At 72.3% G+C, this 19,369-nt stretch carries 18 protein-coding genes and 1 tRNA gene; 5 read left to right on the top strand and 14 right to left on the bottom strand.

Going from position 1 to position 19,369, the window contains the following annotated elements; genetic code table 11:
• Nucleotides 1-4: 4 nt before the first annotated feature.
• From EUA06_RS13875 to leuS, 4 genes are read right to left on the bottom strand one after another with little or no spacing between them, the layout of a single operon-like run.
• Entirely contained in the window at nucleotides 5-2,269 is a 2,265-nt protein-coding gene (locus EUA06_RS13875; protein ID WP_129476818.1) for a ComEC/Rec2 family competence protein, read from the bottom strand.
• Nucleotides 2,270-2,272: 3 nt separating this feature from the next.
• The gene (locus EUA06_RS13880; RefSeq protein ID WP_207208352.1) at nucleotides 2,273-3,097 is read right to left on the bottom strand and encodes a ComEA family DNA-binding protein; all 825 of its coding nucleotides are present in this window, start codon (nucleotides 3,095-3,097) and stop codon (nucleotides 2,273-2,275) included.
• 40 nt (nucleotides 3,098-3,137) lie between these two features.
• On the bottom strand, nucleotides 3,138-4,010 hold the full coding sequence (locus EUA06_RS13885; protein WP_129476820.1) for a DegV family protein: 873 nt from the start codon (nucleotides 4,008-4,010) through the stop codon (nucleotides 3,138-3,140).
• Between the two features lie 26 nt (nucleotides 4,011-4,036).
• Nucleotides 4,037-6,520, bottom strand: coding sequence for a leucine--tRNA ligase (gene leuS / locus EUA06_RS13890; protein WP_129476822.1), 2,484 nt, complete (start codon nucleotides 6,518-6,520; stop codon nucleotides 4,037-4,039).
• A 169-nt stretch (nucleotides 6,521-6,689) separates the two neighbouring features.
• Between leuS and EUA06_RS13895 the strand changes: the two genes are divergently transcribed.
• Nucleotides 6,690-7,460, top strand: coding sequence for a hypothetical protein (locus tag EUA06_RS13895; RefSeq protein ID WP_129476824.1), 771 nt, complete (start codon nucleotides 6,690-6,692; stop codon nucleotides 7,458-7,460).
• Between the two features lies 1 nt (nucleotide 7,461).
• Here the strand turns inward: EUA06_RS13895 and EUA06_RS13900 are convergent, their stop codons facing one another.
• Nucleotides 7,462-7,956: a DUF4870 domain-containing protein gene (locus tag EUA06_RS13900; protein WP_129476826.1), complete on the bottom strand. Its 495-nt coding sequence runs from the start codon at nucleotides 7,954-7,956 to the stop codon at nucleotides 7,462-7,464.
• 311 nt (nucleotides 7,957-8,267) lie between these two features.
• On the opposite strand from EUA06_RS13900, the gene EUA06_RS13905 reads away from it, so the two are divergent.
• From EUA06_RS13905 to EUA06_RS13915, 3 genes are read left to right on the top strand one after another with little or no spacing between them, the layout of a single operon-like run.
• Nucleotides 8,268-8,840 carry an ArsR/SmtB family transcription factor gene (locus EUA06_RS13905; RefSeq protein ID WP_129476828.1) on the top strand — a complete coding sequence of 191 codons (573 nt, stop codon included), beginning with the start codon at nucleotides 8,268-8,270 and terminating at the stop codon, nucleotides 8,838-8,840.
• Entirely contained in the window at nucleotides 8,837-10,081 is a 1,245-nt protein-coding gene (locus EUA06_RS13910) for an MFS transporter (protein WP_129476830.1), read from the top strand. Before EUA06_RS13905 ends, EUA06_RS13910 begins: the two co-directional genes overlap by 4 nt.
• The gene (locus EUA06_RS13915; RefSeq protein WP_129476831.1) at nucleotides 10,078-10,839 is read left to right on the top strand and encodes an SDR family NAD(P)-dependent oxidoreductase; all 762 of its coding nucleotides are present in this window, start codon (nucleotides 10,078-10,080) and stop codon (nucleotides 10,837-10,839) included. Before EUA06_RS13910 ends, EUA06_RS13915 begins: the two co-directional genes overlap by 4 nt.
• 7 nt (nucleotides 10,840-10,846) lie before the next feature.
• Here the strand turns inward: EUA06_RS13915 and EUA06_RS13920 are convergent, their stop codons facing one another.
• From EUA06_RS13920 to EUA06_RS13950, 8 genes are all read right to left on the bottom strand, one after another.
• Nucleotides 10,847-12,106, bottom strand: coding sequence for a VOC family protein (locus EUA06_RS13920; protein ID WP_129476833.1), 1,260 nt, complete (start codon nucleotides 12,104-12,106; stop codon nucleotides 10,847-10,849).
• A gap of 9 nt (nucleotides 12,107-12,115) precedes the next feature.
• Nucleotides 12,116-13,354 (bottom strand): ornithine--oxo-acid transaminase, encoded by a 1,239-nt coding sequence (gene rocD / locus EUA06_RS13925; protein ID WP_165354396.1) that lies wholly within the window; start codon nucleotides 13,352-13,354, stop codon nucleotides 12,116-12,118.
• Nucleotides 13,355-13,619: 265 nt separating this feature from the next.
• Nucleotides 13,620-13,695: transfer RNA gene (locus tag EUA06_RS13930), tRNA-Ala, on the bottom strand.
• Nucleotides 13,696-13,742: 47 nt separating this feature from the next.
• Entirely contained in the window at nucleotides 13,743-14,366 is a 624-nt protein-coding gene (locus EUA06_RS13935) for a histidine phosphatase family protein (RefSeq protein ID WP_165354397.1), read from the bottom strand.
• Nucleotides 14,363-14,722: a ribosome silencing factor gene (gene rsfS / locus EUA06_RS13940; RefSeq protein WP_129476837.1), complete on the bottom strand. Its 360-nt coding sequence runs from the start codon at nucleotides 14,720-14,722 to the stop codon at nucleotides 14,363-14,365. The genes EUA06_RS13935 and rsfS overlap by 4 nt, the downstream gene beginning before the upstream one ends.
• The gene (gene nadD / locus EUA06_RS13945) at nucleotides 14,719-15,336 is read right to left on the bottom strand and encodes a nicotinate-nucleotide adenylyltransferase (RefSeq protein WP_277985673.1); all 618 of its coding nucleotides are present in this window, start codon (nucleotides 15,334-15,336) and stop codon (nucleotides 14,719-14,721) included. The genes rsfS and nadD overlap by 4 nt, the downstream gene beginning before the upstream one ends.
• 4 nt (nucleotides 15,337-15,340) lie before the next feature.
• The gene (locus EUA06_RS22480) at nucleotides 15,341-15,493 is read right to left on the bottom strand and encodes a hypothetical protein (protein WP_165354388.1); all 153 of its coding nucleotides are present in this window, start codon (nucleotides 15,491-15,493) and stop codon (nucleotides 15,341-15,343) included.
• A 33-nt stretch (nucleotides 15,494-15,526) separates the two neighbouring features.
• Nucleotides 15,527-16,777, bottom strand: coding sequence for a glutamate-5-semialdehyde dehydrogenase (locus EUA06_RS13950; protein ID WP_129476839.1), 1,251 nt, complete (start codon nucleotides 16,775-16,777; stop codon nucleotides 15,527-15,529).
• A gap of 38 nt (nucleotides 16,778-16,815) precedes the next feature.
• Between EUA06_RS13950 and EUA06_RS13955 the strand changes: the two genes are divergently transcribed.
• Nucleotides 16,816-18,348, top strand: coding sequence for a hypothetical protein (locus EUA06_RS13955; RefSeq protein ID WP_129476841.1), 1,533 nt, complete (start codon nucleotides 16,816-16,818; stop codon nucleotides 18,346-18,348).
• A gap of 65 nt (nucleotides 18,349-18,413) precedes the next feature.
• On the opposite strand, the gene EUA06_RS13960 is transcribed toward EUA06_RS13955, so the two are convergent.
• Nucleotides 18,414-19,367, bottom strand: a complete 954-nt coding sequence (locus tag EUA06_RS13960; protein WP_129476843.1) for an electron transfer flavoprotein subunit alpha/FixB family protein — start codon at nucleotides 19,365-19,367, stop codon at nucleotides 18,414-18,416.
• Between the last annotated feature and the right edge of the window lie 2 nt (nucleotides 19,368-19,369).

A 19,369-nucleotide genomic window follows, 5' to 3' on the forward strand; every position in this document is an offset into this window, starting at 1 on the left:
AACCCTAGTCGCGTGCGACGACACCGACCTCTCCCTCCCGCACCACCACCACGACGTCGCCGGACGTGTCGGTGCGCCACGTGCGGACCCCCGCGGCGTCGAGGGCGGCGAGCAGGTCGGGAGCGGGGTGGCCGTAGTCGTTCTCCGCGCCCACCGACACCACGGCCACCCTGGCGCCGAGCGAGGTCAGCCAGTCGAGGTCCTGGTGGCGGCTGCCGTGGTGGGGCACCTTCAGCACGTCGACCCTCAAGCCCGCGAGGTCACGCGCGAGCGCTGCCTGCGCTGACGGCTCGACGTCGCCGGTCAGCAGGATCCGTACGCCGCCCACCTCGGCGAGCAGGACGACGCTGGCGTCGTTGGGCGCGCTCTCGTCAGGATCGATGCGCATGCCGGGTCGCGGCCACACGACCTGGAGCGTGACCTCGCCCACCGTCCGCGTGCTGCCGTACGCCGCCAGCCCTGGGTCGCGACCGAGCGCGTCCCCGACGTCCCGCACCCCGTCGACCGGCTCCAGCAGTCCGGTGCCCTCGACCGCGCCGACCTCCCGGCCCTCGAGCACGCCGGCGACCCCGTCGACGTGGTCGGCGTGGAAGTGGGTCAGCACCAGCAGCGGCACCTCAGCGATCTCGAGGCGGTCGAGGCAGGCGTCCATCGCGGCAGGGTCGGGCCCGGCGTCGACCACCACGCCGGCGTGCAACCCGGCACGCAGCACCAGTCCGTCACCCTGCCCGACGTCGCACGCCACCAGCACCCATCCCGCCGGCGGCCAGCCGGGCGACGGCGGTCGGACGAGCATCACCACGACCAGCAGGCCGGTGCAGGCGAGCGCCGAGCCGGGCCGGCGCAGCACCCGCGGTGCCAGCGGGACGGACGCCACGCAGGCGAGGGTCAGCAGGATGAGCGGGACCGGCCCGGTCCCCCAGTCCACGGCAGCGCCCGGCACGTCGGCGCCCCACCGGGCGACAGCGATGATCCACTGCGCCGACCACGCCGCCGGTGCCGCGACCGCCACTCCCGCCGGCGACCAGACGAGCCCGGCCAGCCCGCCGCCGAGGCCCAGCACGGTGGCGGGCGCAACGGCAGGCGCGGCCAGCAGGTTGGCGGCGACGGCGACCAGGCTGACCTGGCCGGAGAGGGCGGCGACGACCGGCGTGCAGGCGACCTGCGCCGCCAGCGGGATCGAGACCGCCTCCGCCACCCACCGCGGCATCCAGTGCAGCATCGCGTCGCGCCAGACGGGCGCGAGGAGCAGGATCCCGGCCGTCGCAAGGACCGACAGGGCGAAGCCCGCCGTGGTCGCGAGCCGCGGCCACAGCAGCAGGAGGCCGAGCACCGCGACGCCGAGACCACGGGTGCCGCGCGAGCGACCGTTGCTGCCCATCCCGACCAGCGCGACGGTGCCCATCGCTGCCGCGCGTACGACGCTGGGCTCGGCGCGGGCGGTGACGACGAACCCGACGATCCCGGCCGCCGCCAGCAGGCGGAGCCAGCGACCGCGCACGCCGCACCAGCGGCCGAGGACCAGCAGGAAGCCGACGACGAGCGTCAGGTTCGTGCCGCTCACGGCGAGGAGGTGGGTGAGCCCGGTCGTCCGGAAGTCGTCGGCGAGTGCGGGGTCCAGCCCGCCGTCGTCGCCCACCACGAGCGCCGGCACCAGCTCGCGCGCATCCGCGTCCCGGCCGGCGACCGCGGCGCGCACCGAACGGCGTACGGCAGCAGCGGCGTCCCACCACACGTCCGGCTCCGCGACGACACGGGGCTCGCCGGTCGGCCGGACGAGCGCGGCGACCTCGTCGTCGCCCGGCACCAGCCGGGCGGTGGTCTCGATCGTCGTGCCGAGCGGCACCCGCGGCCAGTCGGCGTCCGCCATCAGCACGACCGGCGCGTCGAGCGACCACGCACTCCCCCGGCCCTCGACCCGCGACACGTCGGCCTCCGCCACCTGGAGGTCGCCGTACTGTCCGGCCACGGTGCGTACGTCGCTGGTGATCTCGAGCCGGAGATCGACGACCGCGCCGTCCCCGGCGAGCGCGGCGAGCGGCGAGGTCGCGACAAGGGTCTGCTGGAGCGCGGCCACGCCCGCAACGGCCACGAGGGCGGCAAGCGGGCCCAGCCAGCCGGGCGCGACGATCCCTCGCGCGACCAGGCCGGCGCCGACGACGGCCCCGAGCAGGACGAGTGCCAGCGCAGGGCGACCCGGCAGCACGAGCACCAGCAGCGCGCCCACCCACGCACCGGCACCCAGGGCGAGTGCACGCAGGTCCGGCACGGGTCAGAGCGTCACGAGCGGCGCGAGGTCGTCGAGGGTGGCCTCGCCGATGCCGTCCACCTCCAGCAGCTCGTCGACGGAGGTGAAGCCGCCGTTGTCGGTGCGCCACGCGAGGATCGCCTCGGCGGTCACCGGCCCGACGCCCGGGAGGGTCTCGAGCACCGTCTGGTCGGCGGTGTTGAGGTTCACCAGAGACGCACCCTGCGGCGGCGCGGTCCCGAGGTCGCCCGCGACGCCCGGTGCCGGCGCGACCCCGACGAGGATCTGCTCACCGTCGACCACGAGCCGGGCGAGGTTGAGCGCGGTGAGGTCGACGCCGCGCCGCGGTCCCCCGGCCGCGTCCAGCGCGTCGACCACCCGCGAGCCCGCGGGGAGCACCGCGATGCCCGGACGGCGCACCTTGCCGGCCACGTCGACGACCAGGTCGGCGCCGTCGTCGGCGGCCGGGGACGACGACGGCAAGGGTGCCAGCGGTGCGGCTCGTTCAGAGGTGACCGGCGTGGCCGGCACGATCTCGGCCTGGTCGCGGACCGCCCACCACGCCGCGAGCCCGACCGCGGTCGCGGCCACCACCGCAACGACGGCGAGGTGCACCGGCCCGAGGTGCAGCCCGCCGATCCGCATCCGCCGTGATGCATGGCGGCCCGGCACCGGCAGCACCACCGGCACCGGTACGTCGTCGGGGCGGGCGCGGACCCGGGTGTGGGCCGAGTCGTCCCAGCCGTCGCCCGACGGCTCGCCGCGGACCGCCGCCAGCTCGGCGCTCAGCGTCGCCAGCCGCCGCGACACCGCCTCGGCGTGCTCGGACGAGGACTGGGATCGGCGCATCCCTCCACGCTAGGAACGCGCGACACCCTCCCGACAGGGGTCAGGAGCGATCTGTGGACAGCCGGGGCGAGACGCAGACCGCCACCATCCCCGGGCCCACGTGCGCGCCCAGCACCGCACCGAGCTCGCCGCACATCACGTCGCGGCCCTCCAGCCCAGCGGCCAGCCGCTCGGTCAGCGCGGCAGCGAGCTCCTCGGCGCGGGCGGAGTTGGCCAGGTGGGAGACGCAGACGTCGACCGGCTGGTCGCCGGCGGCCTCGACCGCGAGGTCAGCGAGCCGGGCGAGGGCACGCGAGGCCGTACGCACCCGGTCCCGCGGCTGGACGCGGCCGTCGACGATCTCGAGCAGCGGCTTCACCGACAGGGCACTGCCGAAGATCTTGGCGGCGGCGCCGATCCGGCCGCCGCGGCGGAGGTACTCGAGGGTGTCGACGTAGAAGAGCGAGGTCGCGGCCTCGCCCCGCGCGAGCGCGGCCTCGGCGGCCTCCTCGGCCGTGCCGCCCGCGTCGAGCACGTCGCAGGCGGTCAGCGCCGCGTAGCCCGTGGCGATCCCGACCTGGCCGGAGTCGACGACGTGCACCGGCATCTCGAGCTCGAGCGCGGCGAGCTGGGCGGACTCGAAGGTGCCGCTCATCTCGCCCGACAGGTGCACCGAGACGATCTCCTCGACGCCCTCCGCCTCGAGGGAGCGGTAGAGCTCGGCGAAGAGCGCGGGCGCCGGCCGGGACGTGCTGACGGGCACGAAGTCGCGCAGCGCCTCGGCGACCACCTCCGGCGTCGCACCGTCGGGCCCCTCGTCCAGGACGCGGGCGCCGATCACGACCTGCAGCGCCACGACCCGGATGCCGCGAGCCTGCGCCACCTCGGTGGGCAGGCTCGCGGTCGAGTCGGTGACGACGACCACGCGAGGCATGGAGCCGACCCTATAGAGACGAGCGATCAGACGACGATGTTGACCAGCTTGGGCGCGCGGACGATCACCTTGCGCACCTGCGCTCCGTCGATCGCCCGCTGCACGCCCTCGTCGGCCAGCGCGGCGGCCTCCAGGTCGGCGTCGGACACGTCCGGCGAGACCTCCAGGCGCGCGCGCACCTTGCCCTTGACCTGCACGACGGCGGTGACGGTCTCCTCGACCAGCAGCGCCTCGTCGACCTCGGGCCACCCGATGCGGGAGACCGTGGGCTCGTGTCCCAACCGCTCCCACATCTCCTCCGCCGTGTAGGGCGCGACCAGCGACAGCAGGATCGTGACGGCCTCGGCCGCCTCACGCACCGCCGGGTCGGCGGGGCCGACGCCGGAGTCGATGGCCTTGCGGGTCGCGTTGACCAGCTCCATCACCCTGGCGACCATCACGTTGAAGCGGTAGACCTCGACCAGCTCGGCCGCGTCGTGCACCGTGCGCGCGGTCGTACGCCGCAGCGCCTCGTCACCGGTCGTCACGTCGACGCCCGGGGCGGAGGTGACGTCGCCCGACAGCCGCCAGGCCCGCTGCAGGAAGCGCAGCGACCCCTCCGGCGACATGTTGGCCCAGTCGATGTCGTCCTCGGGCGGGCCGGCGAAGACCAGGGTCAGCCGCACGGCGTCCACGCCGAAGGCGGACAGCTGCTCGCCCAGGTTGACGCCGTTGCCCAGCGACTTGCTCATCTTCTTGCCCTGGTTGATCACGAAGCCCTGGTTCAGCTGAGCCGACCACGGCTCGCGGAAGTCCACCAGGCCCATGTCGTTGAGCACCTTGGTGAAGAACCGGCCGTACAGCAGGTGCAGCACGGCGTGCTCGACGCCGCCGACGTACAGCTGCGAGGGCATCCACGCGTTGACCAGGTCGCTGTCGAACGGGCGCTCGGCCTCGTGCGGCGAGCAGTAGCGGAACATGTACCAGGACGAGTCGACGAAGGTGTCCATGGTGTCGGTGTCGCGCGTGGCCGGGCCGCCGCACGTCGGGCACTCCACGTTGACCCAGTCGGTCGCGCCACCCAGCGGCGAGGTGCCCTTGGGCTTCAGGTCGCTGCCCTTCAGCATCGGCAGCGTCACCGGCAGCTGGTCCTCCGGCACCGGCACCTCGCCGTCGACCGGGCAGTGGATGATCGGGATCGGCGCGCCCCAGTAGCGCTGGCGGCTCAGCAACCAGTCGCGCAGCCGGAAGTTCACCGTGCCACGGCCCACGCCCTGGCCCTCCAGGAAGGCGATCGTCGTCGACTTCGCCTCGGCGACGCCCATCCCGGACAGGTCGATCTCGTCGTTGGCGGAGTTGATCGCGGGGCCGTCGCCGGTGAAGGCGTCGCCGTCGAAGTCCTCCGGCGGCTGCACGGTGCGGATCACCGGCAGGTCGAAGACCTGCGCGAAGTCCCAGTCGCGCTGGTCCTGCCCCGGCACGGCCATGATCGCGCCGGTGCCGTAGTCGGCCAGCACGTAGTCGGCGGCGTACACCGGGATCTGCGTGCCGGTCAGCGGGTTGGTGGCGTGCACGCCCAGGAAGACGCCGGTCTTGGGCCGGTCGGTCGCCTGCCGCTCGATCTCGCTGCTCCTGCGCACCTCCTCGCGGTAGCCCTCGAACGCCTCGCGCTGCTCGTCGGTGACCAGGTCGGCGGCCAGCGCGGCATCGGCCGCGACGACCATGAAGGTCGCGCCGAACAGCGTGTCAGGGCGCGTCGTGTAGACGGTGATCGGCTCGTCACGGCCCTCGATGACGAAGTCGACGTGGGCGCCCTCGGAGCGACCGATCCAGTTGCGCTGGGCGGTGACGACGCGGTCGGGCCAGGTCTTCTCCAGCTCGTCCAGGTCGTCCAGCAGCTCCTGGGCGTAGTCGGTGATCTTGAAGTACCACTGGGTCAGGTTCTTCTTGGTCACCTCGGCCCCGCACCGCTCGCAGGCGCCGTTGACGACCTGCTCGTTGGCCAGCACCGTCTGGTCCTGCGGGCACCAGTTGACCGGGCTGTTCTTGCGATAGGCCAGGCCCCGCTTGAAGAACTCCAGGAACAGCCACTGCGTCCAGCGGTAGTACTCCGGGTCGCTGGTGTTGAACGTGCGCGACCAGTCGAACGAGGCGGCGTACTTGCGGCACGACTCGATCGACTTCGCGATGTTGGCTCGCGTGTAGGTGTCGGGGTGCTCGTCGTTGCGGATCGCCGCGTTCTCCGCGGGCAGGCCGAAGGAGTCGAAGCCCATCGGGTTCAGCACCTCGTAGCCGCGCTGCCACCAGTAGCGCGCCACCACGTCGTGCAGCGCGAACACCTCGGCGTGGCCCATGTGCAGGTCGCCGCTCGGGTAGGGGAACATCGTCAGTGCGTAGCGCTTCTCGCGCGGGCTCGCGTCGTCGGCGCGGAACTGGTCGAGCTCCTCCCAGACCCGCTGCCACTTCGTCTCGGTGGCGGCGATGTCGTACGTCGCGCGCTCTCCGTCGTGGGCTGCTGCGTCCTGGCTCATGATTCTGTCCTCGGTGCTGGGTGTGCGGTTCGGGCATGAAAAAACCCCTCGCATGGAGGGGTGGCCGCGTGTCGGTCCTCGTGGGTGGAGGACTCGATCAGCGCGGCTGACGAAGAAGGAGCTGCTTCTGCACGGGAGCAGCATAACGCCTTTCGTCGATACTGCTCGGATGGCCGCTGACCTGACCAGGTACGACGACGTCCTCGCCCTCCTCACCGCGCTCCCCCGGCGGGTGCCGGCGCTGCAGGTGGTGGTGGTGAACGGGTCCGCGGTCACCGGCGGCTGGGACGACCACTCCGACCTCGACGTCGAGGCCTGGTGCAGCGGCGACGCCGCGACGACGTACGCCGCCGTGCTGGCGCTGCTGCGCGACGAGCTCCCGGTCGACAGCGTCTGGGAGCTGCCGGAGGCCACGTGGCCCGAGGGGCGGCAGTGCTTCGTCCACCTCCAGCCCGACGCCGCCGACCTCGGCCGGCCCACCCGGCTGCTCGACCTCGTCATCCTGACGACGCCCGAGCGGCTGACGATGGACACCCGCCGGCACGGCACACCGATCGTGCTGCACGACCCGGACGGTCTGCTCCACCTCGAGGACGACGACGAGCGCGAGATGGAGGCGGGGCGCCGACTGGCCGTCGAGCAGACCGCAGCCCGCCGGCAGACGGCCGCGTGGCTGGTCGAGCGGGCGATCGCCCGCGACGACCTCGCCGAGGCGACGCTCCTCCACCTGCGTTTCGCCGTGGAGCCACTGGTGAGGCTGCTGCGGATCAAGCACTGCCCGGCCCGCTGGGACTTCGGGCTGCGCTACCTGCGCACCGACCTGCCCGACGGGTTCGCGGAGCGGGTGGAAGCAGTGCTGCCCGGGCCGGACCTGGCGGTCCGGTCCCGGACAGCGTTCGCCTGGCAGGACGAGGTGCTGGCTCAGCTCACTTCACGCTGAGTCACTTCACGAACTGAGGCGTGAAGGGCGGGTTCCACCACTCGCCGTTGTAGGCCTTGATCGCGCCGACGACGTGCAGGATCCCGGCCACGACGAAGGCCGCCACGAGGGCCGGCACCATCACGATCAGGCCGAGGCCGAGGGTGAGCAGCGCGATCGGGATCGTCAGGATGCCGAGCACGACCAGCCAGATGAACATCGTGATCTGGATGTTGAGCGAGTTGGCCGCGTGCGCCCGGACGAACGGTCCGCGGTCCTTGTGGACCACGTAGACCGCGACCGAGGCGAGGAAGCCGAGGAACCCGGCCGAGCAGATCATCGCGACGACGGCGCCGGCGTGGCTGACCGCTCCCCAGGTGCGCTCGTCCTCGGCGGACATCGTCGACGGCTGCGCCGGGTAGGCCTGCGTGGGGTGCGGCTGCGTCCCGTAGCCGGGCTGCTCGTACGCCTGGGTCGGGTCCGCGCCCTGCGGGTGCTGCGGGTACTGGTCGGACATCTCACTCACTCCTCGGTGGGCACTGTTCTCGGGCCCGGGCCCTGTCGATGACACCTACTCAAGCACGCCGCGCGCGCCCGATCATCCCGTTCCGGGGTCGAGTCAGGGTCGGGTCAGGGACCGTTCCGGGGCGGTGCCGGGCGGACCTCTCCCCCGCCCTCCCGGGGTAGTCCAGTGGGCAATGGCTGTCTGGAAGCGCTCCCAACAACCAATTCCCACTGGACTACCCCGACAGCCGACTGCCCAATAAGTGTTTGACAGTTGCGGAGATGCTAGGCACACTCACTCCCCAAGAACTCTTGGAGGGTGAGATGGCGGACGACACGAGCGACCCGGGCGACGTGGCCCGGCTGCGGGCGACCGCCCACCCGGTGCGACTGCGGATCATGTCGCTGCTGACCGCGGAAGCGATGAGCGCGGCGGAGGTGGCCCGCTCGCTGGGCATCACGCACGCCAACGCGTCGTACCACCTGCGCCAGCTGCACGACATCGGCGAGCTGGTCGTGGAGAGCGAGGAGAAGATCCGAGGCGGCGTGGCCAAGCGCTACCGGTACGACGCCACCCGCGAGGTGGCCGACCGCTCCCATGCCATCGACGACCGGATCGCCTACGCCCGGGCCAACGCCGTGGAGGTCGAGCGACGGCTGCGCGACGCCGCGCGGGGTTCGGGCTCGTCCAGCGACCTCGAGGCCTGGGTGCCGGTCGAGGCGTGGCACCGCGCGCTCGACCTGCTCCACGAGGCCTCGCACCTCCTCCACGCCGCCGCCCTCCCTGCCGGCACGCCCGACACGGTGCACATCAGCGCCACCACCAACGCCTTCACGATGGAGGGCGGGCTCACCGGCGACGCCGCCCGCTGGATCCCCGCGGAGGTGGCGCGATGAGCCGCAGCACCTCCCTCGCCCCGCTCGGCGAGCGCAACTTCGCGTGGTACTTCTCCTCGCGCCTGGTCAACACCCTCGGCGTGATGATGGCGAACATCGCGCTGACCTTCGCCGTGCTCGACATCGATGGCCGCGCGATCGCGATCGGCTACGTGCTCGCCGCGCACACGATCCCGATGATCCTGCTGCTGCTCTGGGGCGGGGTGCTCGCCGACCGGTTCCCGCGCGCCCTCGTGCTGCAGGTCTCCAACGTCGCGTCCGCCCTGTCCCAGGGCGTCATCGCCTACCTCGTGCTCTCCGGGCGGGCCGAGCTCTGGATGATCGTCGTGCTGACCGCCTTCCACGGGGCGGTGTCGGCGGCGTCGATGCCTGCGATGGCCGGGATGGTCCCCCAGCTCGTGCCGCGCGAGTCGCTCCAGCAGGCCAACGCGCTGCTGTCGCTGACCCGCAACGGCCTCATGGTGCTGGGCCCCTCCCTCGGCGCCTTCCTCGTCGTGACGGTGGGACCGGGCTGGGCCCTGGCGGTCGACGCCCTCACCTGGGCGCTCGCCGCGCTCCTCCTGCTCCCGATGCAGATCCCGCCGCGCGCCCCGCGGGCAGAGGCGACCTCGACCTGGGTGGACCTCCGCGAGGGCTGGACGTTCTTCCGCAGCGTCACCTGGCTCTGGGCGGTGGTGCTGGGCTTCAGCGCGCTCAACATGATCCACAACGGTGCCCTCTTCACCCTCGGCCCCGTGGTCGCGGAGGACACGATCGGCCGCCAGGCGTGGGGGTTCGTGCTCTCCGCCGAGGCCGCCGGACTTCTGCTGATGGCAGTCATCCTGCTGCGCTTCCGGCTCGAGCGTCCCCTGTTGTGGGGCATGGCTGCGATCGCCCTCAACGCGCTGCCGATGCTGATGCTCGGCATCGACCCCGTCGTCGTGGCACTCGTCGCCGCCGCCTTCATCGGCGGGATGGGCATCGAGGTCTTCTCCCTCGGGTGGAACCTCGCGATGCAGGAGAACGTGGACGACGACATGCTCAGCCGGGCATCGTCCTACGACATGCTCGGCTCGTTCATCGCGATGCCGGTCGGCCAGCTCGCGTGGGGACCGCTCGGCCTCGCCTTCGGCAACGAGCGCGTGCTCGTCGCGTCCGGAGTGGCGTACGTCGTCATCTGCGGGCTCGTGCTCTGCTCCCGCTCGGTCCGCACCCTGCCGCGCGCCCCGGTCGAGCCAGCCGCGGCTACTGTCTCGCCATGACCCTCATGGACCTCTTCCGACTCGACGACAAGGTCGTCATCGTCACCGGCGCCTCGAGCGGGCTGGGCGTCGCGTTCGCCCACGCGTTCGCCGAGGCCGGCGCCGACGTGGTGCTCGGCGCCCGCCGGGTCGAGAAGCTGGAGCAGGTGGCCGAGTCCGTCCGCTCCACCGGCCGGCGGGTGCACACGGTCGCCACCGACGTGGCCGACCCCGAGCAGTGCCAGCGGCTGGTCGACGAGGCGATGGCGACCTTCGGCCGGGTCGACGTGCTCGTCAACAACGCCGGCATCGGCACCGCCGTCCCGGCCACGCGCGAGACGCCCGAGCAGTTCCGCGGCGTCATCGACGTCAACCTCAACGGCTGCTACTGGATGGCCCAGGCGTGCGGCCGGGTGATGGAGCCCGGGTCGAGCATCGTCAACATCTCCTCGATCCTCGGCATCACGACCGGCGGCCTGCCGCAGGCGGCGTACAGCGCCTCCAAGGCCGGGCTCGGCGGCCTCACCCGCGACCTCGCGCAGCAGTGGACGGGCCGCAAGGGCATCCGCGTCAACGCGCTGGCACCGGGGTTCTTCGAGTCGGAGATGACCGACAGCTATCCCGAGGGCTACCTCGACCTCGCGATGATGCGCGTGCCCGCCGGCCGCAAGGGCAACCCGCGCGAGCTCGCCGCGACCGCCGTCTGGCTGGCCTCGGACGCCGGTGGCTACGTCACCGGGCAGATGATCCCGGTCGACGGCGGCCTCACCATCGCCTGACGTCGCGTCAGAGCCAGGCGTCCCCGGCGACGACCCCGTCCGTACGTCGTCCGGCGGCGGCCTGCTCCAGCCACTGCTCCTGCTCGCCGTCGGCGAAGCGGCCGTGCGAGGACAGGCCGTTGAAGTGCCGGACCACTGACCGGCGTCGGCCGCGCACGGCGTAGACCCCGCCGCTCAGGGCATGCACGAAGGCGTCGTCCACGAACCCGACCTGGCGCACCCGGCTCTCCGGGCGCAGGCCGACGGGCTGGCGCTCGATGACCTCGACGGGGTGACCGACCCCGATGACGACGACGTCGCGGTCGTCCACCGGGTGCCTCCCGCGCACGACCGTCACGGGCTGCGTCCCCGGCGGGCCGTCGAGCCGGGTGGCGCTCACCACCTCGAGCGCGGGGACGTCCGCCCAGGTGACCTCGACGTCCCTGGCGGTGCCGATCCCCGCACCGACCACGGCGCGCACCCAGGCGTCGGCACGCTCGGTCGCCGAGCCGGGGCCGTCCTCGGGGCGCAGTGAGGCAGCCGTGAACTGCCGGCGATCCGGCCACGTCAGCACACCGACGCCGTCGAGGTCGTGGTGGGTCGTCGCGCCGGACGGCGTCCGCAGCACCAGGGAGGCCGCCGGCTCGTCGGGCGTCTCCCAGCCCATCGTCCACGAGACCTTCCCGACGGGCCGGCCGACGGGAGCGACAGTGACGCGGACCCCCGCGGAGTCCTCGAAGACCCGCCGCGGCCAGAGCGGATCGGGCTCGAACCCGAGCGCGAGGAGCAGGTCGGCGACGCGCTCCGGGTCGGGCGGGACGATCGTGAAGCCCTCCACGACCGGCCCGTCGCCCGGCCCTGCCGGCATCGGCGTCGTCCACTCGATGAGGAACGGGAGCGAGCCGTCGTACGGCCCCGGGCCGACGTCGCACACGCGCCAGGCGACCTCGTCACCGTCCGGGGTGCGGCGCGATCCCGGCACCGGCTCGTCGGGCTCGAGACCAGCGGCCACGAGGGCCGTACGCGCCGCGTCGAGGTCGTCGACGGCGACCGCCCACGAGATCGGTCCGCGCGCCGAGCGAACGCGGTCCAGCCACGGGTTGGAACGATCGCTGCCGGCGGCGATCAGCTCGACGTAGGCCGGCTCCGGGCCGCGGATGAGGACGTTCTCGGTGCCGACCGGGTGCCGTCCGCCGCGCTCGGCGGGGATGCCGGCCGCGCGCCAGCGCACGGCCGCCTCGTCGAGGTCCTCGACCGCGACGACCAGGTGGTCGAACCGGGCGCCCACGGGCTCAGCTCAGCGGCCGGCGAGGATCTCGGTGACCGCGGTGACCAGGCCGGCGATGTCCTCGTCGCTGGCGACCAGCGGCGGGGCGAACCGGACGGTCGAGCCGTGGGTGTCCTTGGCGAGGATCCCGCGCGCCATCAGGGCCTCGGACATCTGGCGGCCGGACATCAGCGTCGGGTCGATGTCGATGCCTGCCCAGGCACCGCGGACGCGTACGTCGGAGAGGCCTTGGCCGACGAGCGGCGAGAAGCCGGCCTCGAGCTGGCGGCCGATCTCGGTCGAGCGAGCCTGGAAGGTGCCCTCCTCGAGCATCGCGACGACCTCGGTGCCGATCGCGGCGGCGAGCGGGTTGCCGCCGAAGGTCGAGCCGTGCGAGCCGGGCGTGATGACGTCCATGATGTGGCGGTCGGCAGCGATCGCGGAGACGGGGTAGATGCCGCCGCCAAGGGCCTTGCCCATGATGTAGATGTCGGGGACGACGTCCTCGTGGTCGCAGGCGAAGGTCTTGCCGGAGCGGGCCAGGCCGGACTGGATCTCGTCGGCGATCATCAGCACGTTGCGCTCGGTGCAGAGCTGGCGCAGGTCCTTGAGGAAGCCCTCGGGCGGCATGACCACGCCGCCCTCGCCCTGGATCGGCTCGAAGAGCACGGCGACAGTGGTCTCGTCGATCGCGGAGGCGACGGCCTCGACGTCGCCGTACTTCACGCCGCGGAAGCCCGTGGTGAAGGGCGCGTAGCCCGAGGTCGCGACGTCGTCGTCGGAGAAGCTGACGATCGTGGTCGTGCGACCGTGGAAGTTGCCCTCCATGGTGATGATCGTGGCCTGGCCGGCGGGCACGCCCTTGACCTCGTAGCCCCACTTGCGGCTGACCTTGATGGCGGTCTCGACGGCCTCGGCGCCGGAGTTCATCGGCAGGATCATGTCCTTGCCGGTGAGCCGCGTGAGGGCCTGCGCGAAGCCGCCGAGCTGGTCGTTGTAGAACGCCCGGCTGGTCAGCGTGAGCTTGCCGAGCTGCTCGCGCGCGACCGCGACGAGGCGCTCGTTGGTGTGACCGAAGTTGAGCGCGGAGTAGCCCGCGAGGCAGTCGAGGTAGCGCTTGCCGTCGACGTCGATGACCCACGCGCCGTCGCCCTGCGCCAGCACCACCGGGAGCGGGTGGTAGTTGTGCGCGGCGTACTTCTCGGTGGCCTCGATGTGCGCCTCGGTGCCCTCGAGGATGGTGCGGGGGGTGCTGTCGGTCGCGGTCATGAGCACATGGTGCCACCGGCCCTCGCCGAACGCCGATTTCGCCCGTGGTGGGTGCTCTGGACCGGAGATCCTCCGGCATCCACCCGCGAGCGGGGCGCGAATGCGAGAAGCCCGGTGCAGTGCACCGGGCTTCTCGTTGGTGGAGCTGAGGGGACTCGAACCCCTGACCCTCTGCATGCCATCGCCCAGGAATGATCGAGCCGCTACCAGCTGCGCCACGGCGCACACACGAAAGAGGCCCGGTGCAGTGCACCGGGCCTCTCGTTGGTGGAGCTGAGGGGACTCGAACCCCTGACCCTCTGCATGCCATGCAGATGCGCTACCAGCTGCGCCACAGCCCCAACAGCCGAGAACATTAGCCGACCGGATCGCGCAGGTGAAATCGGGGTCAGGCGATGCGGTTCCAGGCGATGAGACGCCACTGCTCGACGCCACCGGTCCACGTCGAGGAGGAGTGCTCGAGCACCACCCAGCCGCAGTTGGCGAGCACTCCGAAGGACTCGCCGGGGTCGCCCTCCCACCCGAGGAACGCCGGCACGGACACCCGCAGCGCGGCACCGTGGGAGACGACCAGGGCGGTCTCCCCCTCCCCCAGCGTGTCGACGTACGACGTCAGCGCGGGGACGAAGCGCGCGAGCACGTCGTCCCGGGACTCGCGGCCGGGGATGCCGGCGATGTCACCGGCGAGGAGGGCGGCGTGCTCGTCGGGGAACTGCTCGGCGTACTCGTCCGAGGTCAGTCCCACCCGGTTCGGGCCGATGTCGAACTCCCGCAGCCGGGGGTCGCGGACGGCCTCCAGGCCGCACTCGGCGGCGACCGCGTCGGCCGTCTGGGAGGCGCGGGCGAGGTCGGAGGTCCACATCGCGATCGGCGCGAACGCCGCCATGAGCGGCGCGACCTCCTTGGCCTGGGCCAGCCCGATGTCGTCGAGCGGGACGTCTGCATGGCCCTGGGCCCTGCCGGTGTCGTTCCAGGCGGTGCGCCCGTGGCGCAGGAGGACCAGGCGCCTCACGTGAGCGTGAGGGGGATGACCGGGCAGTCGCTCCAGAGTCGCTCGAGCGCGTAGAACATCCGCTCCTCCTCGTGCTGCACGTGGACGACGATCTCGCCGTAGTCGAGCAGCACCCAGCGCCCCTCCTTGTGCCCCTCGCGACGGATCGGCTTGGCGCCGGCCTCGCGGAGCTTCTCCTCGATCTCGTCGACGATCGCGCCGACGGCACGCTCGTTGCTGGCGCTGGCCAGCAGGAACGCGTCGGTGATCGCGATCTGCTCGCTCACGTCGAAGGCCAGCACCTGGTCGGCCTTCTTGTCGTGGGCGGCCTGGGCCGCCACCTCGACGAGCTCGACGGCGTGGTCGGTGGCAGTCATGAATCGTCCTTGCTGGTTGCGGGTGAGGCATAGAGGTCGTGCTTGGCGATGTACTGCACGACGCCGTCGGGCACGAGGTACCAGACGGGTTCGCCGCGGCGCTTGCGGTCGCGGCAGTCGGTCGAGGAGATCGCGAGGGCCGGGATCTCGACCATCGTGATCCGGTCGGACGGGATCTTGGCGAGCGCCTCCGGGTCCATGGTGTAGCCGGGGCGCGTGCAGCCGACGAAGTTGGCGAGCTCGAAGAGCTCGTCGGCGGCGCGCCAGGTGAAGATGTCGGCGAGTGCGTCGGCGCCGGTGATGAAGAAGAGCTCCGCGCCGGGCATCTCGGCCTTCAGGTCGCGCAGCGTGTCGATCGTGTACGTCCTGCCCTCGCGGTCGATGTCGACGCGCGAGACGTTGAAGCGCGGGTTGGCCGCCGTCGCGACCACGGTCATCAGGTAGCGGTGCTCGGCCTCGGTGACGTCGCGCTCGCTCTTCTGCCAAGGGTCGCCGGTGGGGACGAACAGGACCTCGTCGAGGTCGAACCACGACTGGACCTCGGAGGCGGCCACGAGGTGGCCGTGGTGGATGGGGTCGAACGTGCCGCCCATCACCCCGACGCGACGCACCACGGGATCAGCTGTGCTCGCGTCCGCCACCGAAGGAGACGACTGCGGCGAGGAGGACGAGCAGCAGGGCGAGCGCGATGGCGCCGATCACGTAGGGGTGGACGGCGGGCTCGCCGTGCTCGGAGGTCTCGGCGGCCAGCGTGATGGCGGTGCTCAGCATGTCGGCGATCCTATCGCCTGCGTGCGGCCGGGCTCACCGCACGTGCCCGTCACCGACGACGACGTACTTGCTGGAGGTCATCTCGGGCAGGCCCATCGGTCCCCGGGCGTGCAGCTTCTGCGTCGAGATGCCGATCTCGGCGCCGAAGCCGAACTCACCGCCGTCGGTGAACCGGGTCGAGGCGTTCACCACCACGGCGGCCGAGTCGACGGCCGCGACGAAGCGCCGGATGGTGGCCTGGTCGCGAGCGAGGATCGCCTCGGTGTGGCCGGACGAGAAGCGCCGGATGTGCTCGATCGCGCCCTCGACGTCGTGCACGACGGCCGCCGAGATCTCCCTCGCCAGGAACTCCGCCCTGTGGTCCTCGTCGGTCGCCGGCACCACGTCGTCGTACTCCGCGAAGGCAGTGTCACCGTGCACGAGCACGCCGGCGGCCTGCAGCGCCTCCACGACGATCGGCAGGAACTCGTCGGCCACGTCCTCGTGCACGAGCAGCGACTCGGCGGCGTTGCACACGCTGGTGCGCTGGGTCTTGGCGTTGAGCACGATCGCGAGCGCCTGCTCGAGGTCGGCCGACGCGTCGACGTAGACGTGGCAGTTGCCCACGCCCGTCTCGATCACCGGCACCGTCGACTCCTCGACGACGCTCCGGATCAGGCCGGCGCCGCCCCGCGGGATGAGCACGTCGACCAGCCCGCGTGCACGCATCAGCGCCTTGACGCTGTCGTGGGTCTCCCCCGGCACGAGCTGTACGACGTCCTCCGGCAGGCCGCTGCCGGCCAGCGCGCCGCGCATCGCCTCGACGATCGCGGCGTTGCTCGACCGCGCGCTCGACGAGCCACGCAGGAGCACCGCGTTGCCGGCCTTGACGCAGATCCCGGCCGCGTCGGCGGTGACGTTGGGACGCGCCTCGTAGATCATCCCGACGACCCCGAACGGCACCCGCACCTGTCGCAGCTCGAGGCCGTTGGCGAGCGTGCTGCCCCGCAGCACCTCCCCCACCGGGTCGGGCAGGCCGGCGACGTCGCGCAGGCCCTGCGCCATGGCGGCGAGCCGGTCGTCGTCGAGCCGCAGCCGGTCGACGATGTTGGCGGGCGTGCCGCCCGCCTCCGCCCGATCGACGTCGTCGGCGTTGGCCGCCAGGATCGCCTCCGACGAGGCGAGCAGGGCGTCGGCCATCGCGTGCAGCGCGGCGTCCTTGGTCGCGCGCGTCGCGGTCGCCAGCTCGTGGCTGGCGGTGCGTGCCCGCCCGGCGACCTCACGCACCGTCTCCTCGCTGCTCATGCGGTCCAGCGTAGGTCCGGCTGACCTAGGGTGGCTCCATGTCTCGCATCACGGGGGTGATCGTCGCGCTGGCGACGGCAGCGGCTGTCCTGTCCGGCTCGACCGTGAGCGCGGAGCCCGCGCCGGCTGCACCGCCCGCGGCCGAGCTGCCGAAGGAGATCCCCGGCGGGGTCGAGCTCACCCTGGCGGATGGCGACCTGCTGCGGGTGTGGGCGGCGGACAACTACCGCGCGGTCTTCTCCAGGCGGCTCGACGCCGCCACGGGTGCGTGGGGGCCGCGACTCGAGGTGCTGCGCCGCCGGAACCTCTACTGCGGAGAGGTCGAGGGCCGCACCGCCAACGGCGCGGTCGCCCTCCTGGCGCAGTGCGACGAGGGCGGCTACTACGAGGACACCGCCCCGGTCTCCTCGCAGGCCATGTGGTCGCCCGACGGCGTCACCTGGACGTCGTACACCCTCGACGGGGAGGCGTACGAGGAGCCCGGCATCTCTCCCGACGGCCAGAACGCCGTGTGGCCGATGCACCAGCGCTACACCATGCGGACCGCGGCGGGCTGGACCGACCACTCCCTCCGGGCCGACGGCCAGGAGTACTCGGTCACCGCGACCATCACCGACACCGCACAGGTCTCGTTCGTGTACGGCACCTGCGCCGGTCGTCCGTCGCGACTCGTGGTGCAGACGCGCACCGGCGATGCCGCACCGACCCGGCAGGAGGTCCGGGTCCCCTTCTCCTGCACCGAGGGCGACCTCGCCAACGTCGACTCCGACACCGTCTGGCTGGGCACTCTCGGCGAGCCCGCGGGTCGGGCGGTCGTCTCCCGCCCGGACGGCGCATCTCCTTGGGCCGTCACGCGCATCGCACCCGTCGACGCACCCGGGCTCTTCCAGACGTGGCGCGCCCTCGACCGGCAGTTCGTCACCGCGCCGGGTCGTCCGCTCTACGCTCTCGGGTCCAGGAGCCGTCGCCGGGTGCTGGCCCAGTCCTACGACCCGGAGGCGCAGGCGTGGCGCCCGCCCACGACGGTGTTCTCCGCACGTGAGCGGTGCAGCTGGTCGGACAACTGGACGGCCGAGCCGCTCGGCGTGCTGGCCATCGGTCTCGTGTGCGGTGACAACGAGGTCGTCCTGACGACGCAGGACGGCGCGACGTGGCGCGCGGTGCGCGGCGACTGGCACAGGCGGGGGCTGTCGCCAGACGGGACGTACGTCGCCCTGCCGTCGCGCACCAGGACCTACGTCATCTCACCCGAGCGGGGCGTCGTCACGTTGCCCGGCGGAGTGCCCGGCCGCTGCGACGTGGTCGTCCCGGACGGACCGGGCGCCGCCGTGCTGCTCACCGCGGGTGGCCGCCACCGCGGCTGGCCCACGGTCCTCCAGCACTCGTCGCCCGACGGCTGGACCCGGTTGTCCACGACGTCGCTCCCGACGCCACCCCCGGTCTGCCGCGCGGCCCGCGCATCGACGTACGACCTGCCGTTCCGCTTCGACATCCGCAGCGGGCAGCAGGGCTACACGGTGCAGGTCGTCGAGCGCGACGGCGCGTGGACGGTCCGTCGCAGCCGCTACTGACCCCTCACGACGTACGAACGCCCCCGACCGTGGTGGCCGGGGGCGTTCGTACGTCTTGCAGGGTCTCAGCCCTTGCGCTCCTTGACCTTCTCGGTCGCGGCGGGCAGGACCGTGTGCAGGTCGCCCACGACGCCGAAGTCGACGAGCTCGAAGATCGGCGCCTCGGGGTCCTTGTTGACCGCGACGATCGTCTTCGACGTCTGCATGCCGGCACGGTGCTGGATCGCACCGGAGATGCCGTTGGCGACGTAGAGCTGCGGGGAGACCGTCTTGCCGGTCTGGCCGACCTGGAACGCGTGCGGCATCCAGCCCGAGTCGACCGCGGCGCGCGAGGCACCCACGGCTGCGCCGATCGAGTCGGCGAAGCCCTCGACGGGCTCGAAGTTGCCGCCCGTGCCACGACCGCCGGAGACCACGATCGCGGCCTCGGTCAGCTCGGGGCGCCCGGTGGACTGGCGCGGCTGGGTGGCCACGATCTGCGCACCCTTGGCGGCATCCGAGATCGTCGCGGCGAAGGCCTCGACGGTGCCGGCGCCCTCGGACTCCTCGGGAGCGGCCGAGTTGGGCTTGACCGTGATGATCGGCGTGCCGGTGGTGACCTTGGCCTGCACGGTGAAGTTGCCGGCGAAGACCGACTGGGTCGTGACACCACCCTCGGCGACGTCGACGGCGTCGGTGATCAGGCCGGAGCCGATCTTGATCGCCAGGCGGGCCGCGACCTCCTTGTTCTCGAAGGTCGACGGCAGCAGGATCGCGGCCGGGCTGCTCTTCTCGGCCAGCTGCTGCAGCGCCTCGGCCTTCGGCGCGACGAGGAAGCCCTTGATCGGTGCGTCGTCGACGACGTAGACCTTCGCGGCGCCGTACTTCTTGACCTTCTCGGCCACGGCGTCGCCCTGCTCGGGCGAGCCGAAGAACACGGCCGACGGCTCGCCGAGACGCTTCGCGATCGTGAGCAGCTCGTAGGTCGGCTTCTTGACCTCGCCGTCGGCGTGGTCGATGACAACAAGAACCTCAGACATCT

This window comes from Nocardioides glacieisoli (assembly GCF_004137245.1).
GTDB classification, from domain to species: domain Bacteria; phylum Actinomycetota; class Actinomycetes; order Propionibacteriales; family Nocardioidaceae; genus Nocardioides; species Nocardioides glacieisoli.

What these genes read in the sequence shown, in the direction of transcription:
- EUA06_RS13880 (WP_207208352.1), bottom strand. Translation starts at nt 3,097, where the DNA reads ATGCGCCGATCCCAGTCCTCGTCCGAGCACGCCGAGGCGGTGTCGCGG.
- EUA06_RS13885 (WP_129476820.1), bottom strand. Translation starts at nt 4,010, where the DNA reads ATGCCTCGCGTGGTCGTCGTCACCGACTCGACCGCGAGCCTGCCCACC.
- leuS (WP_129476822.1), bottom strand. Translation starts at nt 6,520, where the DNA reads ATGAGCCAGGACGCAGCAGCCCACGACGGAGAGCGCGCGACGTACGAC.
- EUA06_RS13895 (WP_129476824.1), top strand. Translation starts at nt 6,690, where the DNA reads ATGGCCGCTGACCTGACCAGGTACGACGACGTCCTCGCCCTCCTCACC.
- EUA06_RS13900 (WP_129476826.1), bottom strand. Translation starts at nt 7,956, where the DNA reads ATGTCCGACCAGTACCCGCAGCACCCGCAGGGCGCGGACCCGACCCAG.
- EUA06_RS13905 (WP_129476828.1), top strand. Translation starts at nt 8,268, where the DNA reads ATGGCGGACGACACGAGCGACCCGGGCGACGTGGCCCGGCTGCGGGCG.
- EUA06_RS13910 (WP_129476830.1), top strand. Translation starts at nt 8,837, where the DNA reads ATGAGCCGCAGCACCTCCCTCGCCCCGCTCGGCGAGCGCAACTTCGCG.
- EUA06_RS13915 (WP_129476831.1), top strand. Translation starts at nt 10,078, where the DNA reads ATGACCCTCATGGACCTCTTCCGACTCGACGACAAGGTCGTCATCGTC.
- rocD (WP_165354396.1), bottom strand. Translation starts at nt 13,354, where the DNA reads ATGACCGCGACCGACAGCACCCCCCGCACCATCCTCGAGGGCACCGAG.
- rsfS (WP_129476837.1), bottom strand. Translation starts at nt 14,722, where the DNA reads ATGACTGCCACCGACCACGCCGTCGAGCTCGTCGAGGTGGCGGCCCAG.
- EUA06_RS22480 (WP_165354388.1), bottom strand. Translation starts at nt 15,493, where the DNA reads ATGCTGAGCACCGCCATCACGCTGGCCGCCGAGACCTCCGAGCACGGC.
- EUA06_RS13950 (WP_129476839.1), bottom strand. Translation starts at nt 16,777, where the DNA reads ATGAGCAGCGAGGAGACGGTGCGTGAGGTCGCCGGGCGGGCACGCACC.
- EUA06_RS13955 (WP_129476841.1), top strand. Translation starts at nt 16,816, where the DNA reads ATGTCTCGCATCACGGGGGTGATCGTCGCGCTGGCGACGGCAGCGGCT.
- EUA06_RS13960 (WP_129476843.1), bottom strand. Translation starts at nt 19,367, where the DNA reads ATGTCTGAGGTTCTTGTTGTCATCGACCACGCCGACGGCGAGGTCAAG.